Annotated in this window: 1 pseudogene; it reads right to left on the reverse strand. The window is 76.0% G+C overall.

The annotated features are described in order from the left end of the window. Window positions 1–559: pseudogene (locus DW309_RS13630) on the reverse strand (polysialyltransferase family glycosyltransferase); the annotation flags it as partial. Between the last annotated feature and the right edge of the window lie 57 nt (window positions 560–616).

Genomic DNA, 616 nt, shown 5'->3' on the forward strand with positions numbered 1-616 from the left:
CCGCGGGCGGCACCGGCACGGTCTCGGCGGTCGGCGACGCGACGAGCGGACGCACGCCGGGCACGACGTCGGCGTAGACCACACGGCCGATCCGTGCCGTCACGGTGTGCGGCAGCCGCACCCGCATCGGCGCATACGTCATGAGGCCGTCGCCCACGATCGTGAGACGCGCGTCGGGGAACAGCCCGAACAGCGTCCGCGCCGGAGCGACCTGCGGGCTCTGCACGCACAGCTCCAGGTCGCGGGGGTCGATGCCCCAGGCCCGGGCGATCAGCCGACCGAGCACGGGCAGTTCGCCCTCCGGGGGCTCCCACGCGCTGGGGTGCAGCGGGCCGAGGAGGTCTCCCAGCGGCTCAATGCGGTCGAACCGGGCGCGCAGCCGACTCAGGGCCGGGTCGGCGTCGATGCCGACCGCGAGCTCGGGCACGCGCGACGAGGTGAACGGCACCAGCACCTGCTCGGGGCGCGCGGCGGTCGGCCCATCGAGGAGGCCGCTGTCGATCGCGGCGACGGCGGTCGCGAGACCGTAGGCGCTGTGCAGCGCGAAGACCCGCGTCACGGCGTGTGCCCCGCACGTCGGAGTGTGCGCGCGAGCACGCGGCGCCGGGGCGCGTCG

It is taken from the genome of Microbacterium sp. K41 (assembly GCF_004794395.1).
GTDB lineage: Bacteria > Actinomycetota > Actinomycetes > Actinomycetales > Microbacteriaceae > Microbacterium > Microbacterium sufflavum.